Annotated in this window: 7 protein-coding genes and 1 pseudogene; all 8 read right to left on the minus strand. The window is 69.3% G+C overall.

Going from position 1 to position 8,874, the window contains the following annotated elements; all coding sequences use genetic code 11:
- Window positions 1-368: 368 nt before the first annotated feature.
- Entirely contained in the window at window positions 369-2,900 is a 2,532-nt protein-coding gene (locus FE811_RS24225) for a TonB-dependent receptor (RefSeq protein WP_140849078.1), read from the minus strand.
- A gap of 134 nt (window positions 2,901-3,034) precedes the next feature.
- Complete coding sequence (locus tag FE811_RS24230; protein WP_116220566.1) at window positions 3,035-3,991, minus strand: FecR domain-containing protein; 957 nt, start codon at window positions 3,989-3,991, stop codon at window positions 3,035-3,037.
- A gap of 1 nt (window position 3,992) precedes the next feature.
- A complete protein-coding gene (locus FE811_RS24235; RefSeq protein WP_116220565.1) occupies window positions 3,993-4,493 on the minus strand; it encodes a sigma-70 family RNA polymerase sigma factor in 501 nt (166 codons plus the stop codon).
- Between the two features lie 236 nt (window positions 4,494-4,729).
- Complete coding sequence (gene recN / locus FE811_RS24240) at window positions 4,730-6,373, minus strand: DNA repair protein RecN (RefSeq protein ID WP_036754988.1); 1,644 nt, start codon at window positions 6,371-6,373, stop codon at window positions 4,730-4,732.
- Window positions 6,374-6,380: 7 nt separating this feature from the next.
- Window positions 6,381-7,223: an outer membrane protein assembly factor BamD gene (locus FE811_RS24245; RefSeq protein ID WP_036754985.1), complete on the minus strand. Its 843-nt coding sequence runs from the start codon at window positions 7,221-7,223 to the stop codon at window positions 6,381-6,383.
- Between the two features lie 128 nt (window positions 7,224-7,351).
- Window positions 7,352-8,290, minus strand: coding sequence for a UDP-3-O-acyl-N-acetylglucosamine deacetylase (gene lpxC / locus FE811_RS24250; protein ID WP_116220564.1), 939 nt, complete (start codon window positions 8,288-8,290; stop codon window positions 7,352-7,354).
- Between the two features lie 66 nt (window positions 8,291-8,356).
- Complete coding sequence (locus FE811_RS28835; protein WP_114537555.1) at window positions 8,357-8,566, minus strand: hemopexin repeat-containing protein; 210 nt, start codon at window positions 8,564-8,566, stop codon at window positions 8,357-8,359.
- Window positions 8,526-8,874, minus strand: a pseudogene (locus FE811_RS24260) (cell division protein FtsZ); the annotation flags it as partial. The gene FE811_RS28835 and the pseudogene FE811_RS24260, both read right to left, overlap by 41 nt.

Here is an 8,874-nt window from a genome sequence, read left to right on the forward strand (position 1 = left end):
CGGCTAGGGCGGCCAGCGCCAGCACGGCCAGCAGGGCGCGGCGGCCGCGGCGGGCGGGTGCTTGCGCGGGCAGCGGCAGGTCAGTCTCGGACTGTAGAAGCGCGTTCATGCACAGGGTCCATTGGGTGCCCGAAAACAGGAAGATCCGACCTGGCCGGATCGCGTCGGAAGTGATGAGGAACGCCTGCAACCTTCGCCGCAGGCGGCGCGGCGATCTGGCTTTGCGAGGGTCCGATGGCGACGGTCGGGGGACCGGCGGCCCTGCACATGGCGTCCCTGCTGTTTAGGACCGCCCCGGCCCAAGCGCAACAGGCCAAGCCGGGTGCGCATCGGCCGGGGAAAGCCCGGCCGACGGCTTGCGGCACGCCTCAGAACCGGCCGCGCAGGGTCAGCGTGGCATTCCGGGGCTCGCCATACCAATTGCCGCCGCCAGGGGTGCCGATGGTGGCGTAATAGGTCTTGTCGAAGACGTTGTTGACGTTCAGCGCCAGCGCCCATTGCTCGTCGATCTGGTATTGCACATGCGCATCCCAGACCGAATAGCCGCCCTGCCTGATCTCGAACTCGGGCTGGGTCCAGTTGCCGTCGGGGCCGCGCAACCAATAGGTGCCGCTGTTCGCGTGCCGGCTTTTCACCGTCACCCCGCCGCCGAAGGTCCATTTCGACCAGTCGCCCGGCAGGTTGTAGTCGGTCCACAGCTTGAACATGTGGCGGGGGGTCAGCGAGTGATAGGCGGCGCCATCGCTCTTGTCCTCGTTGTGGTTGTAGGTGTAGCCGGCAAAGACCTGCCAGCCCGGCGCAACCTCGCCCGAGACCTCCAGGTCGATGCCCTGGCTGACGATCTTGCCCTTCGCCAGGTAGCAGCAGGAATTGCCGTCCTCGGAAAAGCCCGGATAGCTTGGATCCCGCACCGCCTCGCCCTTGCGCTCGATGCGGTAAAGCGCAGCGGAAAGGTTCATCGCCCCGTCCAGCAACTCGCCCTTGGCGCCGATCTCGTAGTTGCGGCCGGTGATCGGGTCCAGCGGCTTGGCGTTATCGGTCGGACCCGAGAAATAGCTCGCCTGCGGTTTGTAGACCTCGGTCAGGCTGGCATAGGCGGTCCAATGCGGCGTCAGATCATAGACCAGCCCCGCATAAGGGGTGAAGATGCCCGTATCGTTATAGCCGATCACGTCGCGCTCGGTGATATTGCCGTCCGCGTCGTAAAGCTCATAGGTCGAGGAATAGCGGTATGAGGCATAGCGTCCGCCGAGGATGACGTGCAGCCTGTCCGTGGCCTCCATCTCGAGCCGGGCATAGACGCCCTGCTGCTTGGCACCCCAGGCCGGCCAGCCGTGATTCAACCCGCCGACGCTGGGTCTGGGCAGGTCGAGATCGGGGAAACTATCAAGGGTCAGCATGCCGGGCAGCAGGTTCGGCACCACATTGCGCCGCATCTGAAAGCCGTGGCTCTTGCGCCAGTCGGCGCCGGCGATCAGCTTGTGTTCGCGACCCCATGCCGAGAACCGGCCCGAGATGCTGACATCCACGCCCGTGGAGCGGTTGCCGTCATCCTCGGCCGATGCCGACGGTTGCCCGAAGACGCCCGTCGCCGGGTCGACCGGACCACCCACGTAAAGGTTCAGGTAATTCAGGTCGAATTTTTGCCGCTGGGCGCTGAATTTCAGCGTCCAGTCCGGGTTGAATTGATGCTCGACGGTGGCAAACACCTCATGGATGGTCCGCTCGCGTTCGGCCCAGTCCACGGTCAATGCGACGTCGCGCGGCAAGCCAAGCTGCGTGCCGTCGGTATAGGTCGGCAAGCCGCCCATCCAGTTGGCGCCCACGCTGCGTTGATAGCTGATCCCCGCGCTGACCACGGTCGAAGGCGTCAAGTCATATTCCAGGATGCCGTAAAGCACCCGCTTCTTCTCGTCCGAGGGCGAATAGAAGAAATCGCGATCCTGCCAGGCACCGACCAGCCGGCCGCGCAGCTTGCCGCCCAGGCCCAGCGGGCCGCTGACGTCGGCCTCGATGCGGCGGTTGTTCCAGCTGCCGACCGAGGCGCTGGCCGAGGATTGGAACTGACCGGTCGGCCGCTTGCGCGCCAGGTTGACGGTGCCGCCCGGTTCACCCGCGCCGGAAAACAGGCCCTCGGCCCCGCGCAGGATCTCGACCCGGTCATAGGTAACAAGGTCGAAATCCGGCCGATAGATCGAGATATAAGAGGTGCCCAGCGAGTCGATCTGGTAGTTGTCGACCTTGAAGCCGCGGGAATAGATGATGGGGTTGCCGGATTCCCTGGTCACGACAATGCCCGGCGCCTTGGTCAAGGCATCGCTCAGGTTGGTCAGGCCCTGGTCCTCGATCGCCTGGCTGGTCAGGACCGTGACCGATTGCGGCACCTCCTTCAGCGACTCGGCACCGCGGGCGATGCTGGCGGACGGCGTGGCATAGGAGCCGCTGCCCTCGGTCGTGGCGCTGCCGCCGCGCAGGGTGACGGTATCCAGGACCACCGCGCCATCGCCCGCCCCCGCTGGCGCCGCGGCGCCGGGCCGGACCAGGACATAGCTTCGCGGGCCCGCCTGCTGCAGCTGGTAGCCGCTGCCGGACAGCAGGACGGAAAAGCCCTGCTCGACCGTGTAGCTGCCGCGGATGCCGGCGCTTTGCAGCCCCGCCAGCGCCGAGGGTTCATAGACCAGCTGCACCCCCGAGGCGGCCGCATAGCGCGCCAGCACGTCGCTGAGCCGGCCGGGGCCGATGGCATAGTCGCGCGCCTGCGCAAGGGCCGGGGCGGTGATCGTGGCACCCAGGGCGGTGCCGACCAGAAGCGCCCGCACCGCGCCGCGCGGGGCCGATAGCCCGGTCGAAAGCGCGAGGGCGCGGGCAACCGCCACCGGCGCGCAGGTAAGATAAGTCATGCTGCTTCGTCCTGTCTTGAATGGATGAAGGGCAGCGGGCTGATACCTGCTTGGCTGGCTCCCTTTCCCCATTCACCGGACGAGATCCGAAAAGTGATCACCCTGGCGGCAAAAAATTTCCCGCGCCGGGCCTTTCAGGCGCGCGGCGCGACCACCACCCACCAGGGCGTGCGGCGCTGGATGCGCACCGGCAGGGTCTGCGCCAGCAGGTCGAGGCCGCGATCCGTATCGGCCAGCGAGATCGCCCCCGAGACCCGTATCCCCGCCACGGCGGGATCGCAGCGCAGCACGCCATGGCGATAGCGCGCCATCTCGGCGATCACCTCGCCCAGCCGCATGTCCTGCGCCAGCAGCATGCCCTGTTCCCAGATCGCCGCGCTGTCATCCACCGCCTCCGGCCGCCTGACGCCGCCGCGGCCGAAATCCGCCTGCTCGCCCTGGCGCAGGACATGGGGCGGGGCATCCAGCGGCCGGATCTCGACCGCATGGCGAAAGACCGAGACCCGCGCCAGGTCGTTTTCCAGGTGCCGCACGCTGAAACGGGTTCCCAGCGCCCGGATCTCGCCAAAGGCCGTGGCGACCAGCAGCGGACGCAGGGCCGGCGCGGGATCGGCATGGGTCGTGACCAGGATCTCGCCGCTGTGCAGGTGGATGCGCCGCTCGGCGGCGGTAAAGGTGATGTCCGCCGCGCTGTCGGTGTTCAGCACCAGTTCCGAGGCGTCGGGCAGGTCCAGCGCCTTGCGCTCGCCCACCGCCGTGGCCACGTCGGCGCGCCATTTCCGCCAGGGCTGCTGCCAGACCAAGGCCCCGGCCGGCGGGACGAGCAGCAGGCCGCCCAGCAGGCCAAGCGCCCGGCGCCGGTCGGGCTGCGGTTCGATGGTGCGCAGGACATCCTGGCCCAGCCCGCGCGGCAGCCGGTCGAAGGTCTGGAACACCGCCTGCGCCCGCGCCCAGGCCGCGGCATGCTGCGGGCCCTGGGCCAGCCAGCGGTCGAAGGCGGCGCGGTCGAGCTCACCGGGGGCGCCGTAGCGCATGGCCATGGCCCAGTCGGCGGCTTCCTCCAGCAAGGCGTCCCCGCAAGGCTGCGCCATGTCAGGCCGCCTCCATGCAGGCCAGCAGCGCCTTGCGGACATGCCGCCGGACGGTGATGACCGGCGCCTGCACCCGCTGGGCGATCTGCTGCAGGGTCAGCCCGTCCAGCTGGGCCAGCAAAAAGACCTCGCGGGTAAAGGCCGGCAGCCGCGCCAGCATGGCGTCGATCCGCATCAGGGCCTCGATGACCAGCATCTGCTCTTCGGCGGGCGGAACCGCAGGGGCGGGCAGATGGGCGATGGCCTGCTGATAGGCCCTTTCGACGCGCCGGCGCCGCCAGTGATCGGCCAGCAGGCCCTTGGCGATATGGGTCAGAAGCGCGCGGGGCCGGTCGCCGAGCTGCAAGCGCCGCGAGGCCAGCAGCCGCAGGAATGTGTCATGGGCCAGATCCGCCGCATCGCCGCTGTCGCCCAGCTTGCCGCGCAGCCAGCCATGCAGCCAGCCGTGATGAGCGGCGTAAAGCGCATGGAACTCGCATCTGGGATTTTCGCCGATCGACACCCTGCCCCGCTGATCTGCCCGGAAAGCGTCCGGGTCCGAAATCCTTACTAGATTGCAAAGGTATTTCCATCCTGGGCTTGCCGGCGGCACCGAAAATTTGCCCGCCGCGGCCCGGTTGTCGATTTCATGTCACAACCGGCCGGCATGCGCGGCATGGCAGCGCCGGGCGGGCCCGCGCGATCCACCGCGCATCGCCGCGGCGGCGGGGCGCGATTCGGCCGCGTCCAGGGCCGGGCCTAGGGTTCGAGCAGCGCGCGCGCGGCCGCCTTGGCGGCGGGGGTGATCTCTTCGCCGGCGAGCATGCGGGCGATTTCCTCGATGCGCTGGCTGGCGGTCAGCGCGGCGACGTTCGAGGTGGTCATGCCGCCCTCGACCGATTTCGCAACCCGGAAGTGATGCCCGCCAAGCGCCGCGACCTGCGGGCTGTGGGTGACGACCAGCACCTGCGCGCCCTCGGCCAGCCGCGCCAGGCGCCGGCCGACCGCATCGGCGGTGGCGCCGCCGACGCCGCGGTCGATTTCGTCGAAGATCAGCACCAGCGCGTCGTTGCCGCGCGCCAGGCAGACCTTGAGCGCCAGCAGGAAGCGCGACAGCTCGCCGCCCGAGGCGATGCGGTCCAGCGGCCCGGCCGGGGCGCCCGGATTGGTGGCGACGGTGAAGGCCACGGCGTCGCGGCCCTCGGGGCCCGGCTCGGCCTCGGCAAGCCGGGTTTCGAAGACCGCGCGCTCCATCTTCAGCGGCGCGAGTTCGGCCGCCATCGCGGCATCGAGCCGCTTGGCGGCCGTGGCGCGCCGGTCGCTCAGCCCCGCCGCCGCCGCGCCATAGGCGGCGTCGGCCGCCGCCACGGCCTCGCGCAGGCGCGCCAGATCCCCCTCGCCCGCGTCGATCCGGCCCAGCCGTTCCCGCAGCGTGTCGGCCAGCCCCGCCAGGTCGTCGGCCAGCACCTCATGCTTGCGCGCAAGCGCGCGCAGCGCGAACAGCCGTTCCTCGGTCGTCTCGAGGTCGCGCGGGTCGAAATCCATCGCCTCCAGCGCCGCCTCGACGCCCGAGGCCGCCTCGCCCAGTTCGATCAGCGCCCGCTGCAGCGCGGCGGCGGGCGCCTCCAGCCGGCCCTCGGCCCGCTCGGCGGCACCGTCGAGCCAGCGCGCGGCATCCAGCATCGCGCCCTCGGCCCCTTGCGGCCCCAGCGCCTGCAAGGCCCGCGCCACGTCCTCGCGGATGCGTTCGGCACCCTGCATGGCGCGGCGGCGGGTGTCCAGTTCCGCCTCCTCGCCCGGCTGCGGGTCGAGCTTGTCGAGTTCGGCCACGGCATGGCGCAGGAAATCCTCTTCGCCCTTCGCCGCGGCCAGCGCCGCCTCGGCCCGTTCCAGCGCCGCGCGCGCCTCGCGCCGGGCGGCCCAGGCAGCACGGACCGGCCCCAGGTCCACCCCGGCAAAGGCATCCAGCAGCAGCCGGTGGCCGCGCGGGTTCAAGAGGCCGCGGTCGTCATGCTGGCCATGCAGCTCGACCAGCAGTTCCGAAAGCGTGCGCAGCACCTCGCCCGAGGCGCGGCGGTCGTTGATCCAGCCGGTCTTGCGCCCGTCCAGCGCATTCACCCGGCGGATGATCAGCTCGTCCGAGACCGGAAAGCCCGCCTCGTCCAGCAGGGTGCGGGCGGGATGGCCGGGCGGCAGGTCGAAGACCGCCGTTACCTCGCCCTGGCTGGCGCCGGCGCGCACCAGGTCGGCGCGGCCGCGCCAGCCCAGCACGAAGCCCAGGCAGTCGAGCAGGATCGACTTGCCCGCCCCGGTCTCGCCGGTCAGCACGTTGAGGCCCGGCCGGAACTCCAGTTCCAGCCGGTCGATCAGCAACATGTCGCGGATGTCGAGATGCCGCAGCATCGCCCGCTTACAGCCACTTGCCCTGGATGACCTGGCGATAGACCCGCGTCAGCCAGCTGTCGCCGCGCGCTTCGGCCTGCAGGCCGCGGCCGCGCAGTTGCGCATGGGCATCCTGATAGAAGGGCGAGGACTGGAAGTTGTGGCCCAGGATCGCGCCCGCCGTCTGCGCCTCGTCGTTCAGGCCAAGCGCCAGATAGGCCTCGACCAGGCGCATCAGCGCCTCGGGGGTATGGGAGGTGGTCTGGAACTCCTCGACCACGACGCGGAAGCGGTTGATCGCCGCGGTGTAATGGCCGCGCTTGAGGTAGTAGCGGCCGATCTCCATCTCCTTGGCGGCGAGATGGTCGAAGGCCAGGTCGAATTTCAGGATGGCCGAGCGGGCGTATTCGGTGTCGGGATATTGCTCGATCACCTCGCGCAGCGCCTGGAGCGCCTGGAAGGTCAGGCCCTGGTCGCGCCCGACCTCGTCGATCTGGTCGTAATAGCTGAGCGCCAGCAGGTATTTCGCATAGGCCGCGTCCGCATCGCCCGGATAGGTGTCGATGAAGCGCTGCGCGGCGCCCCGCGCCTCTTCGTAGTCGCGGGCGCGGTGATAGGCATAGGCCTGCATGATCAGCGCGCGCTTGGCCCATTCGGAATAGGGGTAAAGCCGCTCGACCTCGGAGAAATACTGCACCGCGTCCTTGGGCCTGCGCGAGTTCTCAAGCTCGTATTCGCCGCGCTTATAGATCTGTTCGGCGGTAAAATTCTCGAATGATTCGGGCTTGTTCCCCGCACCGCCCGAACAGCCCGCCAGCAGGCCCAACGACAGCACAGCCGCGACCAAGGAACCCGATCTGATGCCTGTCATTCCATACCGCCCGTCAGAAATTCACGCCGCCGCATGGGCGGAAGGCCCGCGCGGCCCGGTCGTCCTAGCACAGAAAATCGGGCTGCGCAAAATGCCAAAACGGCAAAAACGGCGCAGGGCCGCCACCTTCAGGCGACGGCCAGCTGACGGGTGCGGGAAGCGAGGCGCGCAGCCGAGGCGATCACCCCGGCGCCGGGCTGGCGGCTTTCCATCGCCGGGGTCAGCGTGACCCATTCCCAGGCATCGGGCTGGGCGAAAAGCGCGCGCAGCAGCTTGTTGGTCATGGCGTGGCCGGCGCGGTGGCCGGTATAGCGCGCCAGCAGCGGTGCCCCGGCCAGCGCAAGGTCGCCCACCGCGTCCAGCATCTTGTGGCGCACGGCCTCGTCGCGGTGGCGCAGGCCGCCCGGCGACAGCACCCGGTCGCCGTCCACGACCACCGCGTTCAGGTAGGTGCCGCCAAGCGCCAGGCCGTTCTTCTGCATCTGCACCACGTCGGCCTGGCGGCAGAAGGTGCGGCTGTCCATCAGCTCATGCACGAAGCTGCCGTTGGCCATGTCGAGGCGCTTTTCCTGACGGCCGATCGCCGCGTCCACGAAGTCGATGTCGAAATGGATCTCCAGGTGGTCGGCGGGCGAGAGGCGGGCGAAAGCCTCGCCCTGCCGCACCTCGACCTCGCGCAGGATGCGGATCGCGCGCAGGGGCGCCGCCTGCTGGCGCAGCCCGGCTTCCAGGATGCCCTGCACGAAGGGAGCGGCGGAGCCGTCGAGAATCGGCACTTCCGGCCCGTTCACCTCGACCACGGCATTGTTGATGCCGGTGCCCGACAGCGCAGCCATCACATGCTCGACCGTCGAGACGGTGGCGCCGCGGCCGTTGTCCAGCAGGGTGCAAAGCTGCGAGGGCGTGACATGGTCCCAGCGCGCCGGAATCCGGGCGCGGTCCAGGTCGGTGCGCACGAAGACGATGCCATGATCCGCCGGCGCCGGCAGGATCGCCAGCCGCACGGCCGCACCCGAATGCAGTCCGACGCCGCGGAACTGGGCTTTCTGAGCGATGGTGGTCTGCATGGTCTTGCCTGCCGATTCTTGTGAACTGAGCGTGCCACGGCAAGAAATCCGCGGCGCAAGGATCAGTTAGGCATCCCCCGCCGATTGCTCAAATAACCTTTTGTAACGGGGTGAAACAATCGGCCCCGGCTTGCGCACCGCCCCCGGCCGGAACCGCCAATACCTTGATCCAGCAAAGAAAAAGGACCGCCGAAGCGGTCCTTCACGAAATCGTCGCCGGAATTTTGTGATCGGCTCAATTCGCCTGGCGGCGCAGGAAAGCGGGGATCTCGACATTGTCGCCGGCCCGGTCGGGGCTGGCCAGATCGTCGAAACCGGCGTCGAAACCGCCGCGGTTGCGGGCCGCGACACGCTCGTTCACGCGCTCGGCGATGGTCGAGGGCGCGGGCTTGTCGGCCTGCTCGCCATGGCCCGAGATGCGCTCCAGCATCCGGCTCAGCCCGCCCATGCGGCCCTGGGCGCGGCCCTGCTCGGCCGGCTGCGGCTGCTGCTGGGCGGCGCGGTTCTGGGCCGCGGCCTGGCGCTCGGGCGCCTTCTGGACGGCGGCGGCCAAGCGCTGCATCACCGCGTCCGAGGGCGTGCCG

It is taken from the genome of Paracoccus sp. FO-3 (assembly GCF_006386455.1).
Classification (GTDB): Bacteria; Pseudomonadota; Alphaproteobacteria; order Rhodobacterales; family Rhodobacteraceae; genus Paracoccus; species Paracoccus versutus.

Coding starts and splice junctions, on each gene's coding strand:
- FE811_RS24225 (WP_140849078.1), bottom strand. CDS start 2,900: ATGACTTATCTTACCTGCGCGCCGGTGGCGGTTGCCCGCGCCCTCGCG.
- FE811_RS24230 (WP_116220566.1), bottom strand. CDS start 3,991: ATGGCGCAGCCTTGCGGGGACGCCTTGCTGGAGGAAGCCGCCGACTGG.
- recN (WP_036754988.1), bottom strand. CDS start 6,373: ATGCTGCGGCATCTCGACATCCGCGACATGTTGCTGATCGACCGGCTG.
- FE811_RS24245 (WP_036754985.1), bottom strand. CDS start 7,223: ATGACAGGCATCAGATCGGGTTCCTTGGTCGCGGCTGTGCTGTCGTTG.
- lpxC (WP_116220564.1), bottom strand. CDS start 8,290: ATGCAGACCACCATCGCTCAGAAAGCCCAGTTCCGCGGCGTCGGACTG.
- FE811_RS28835 (WP_114537555.1), bottom strand. CDS start 8,566: ATGTCGAGATCCCCGCTTTCCTGCGCCGCCAGGCGAATTGAGCCGATC.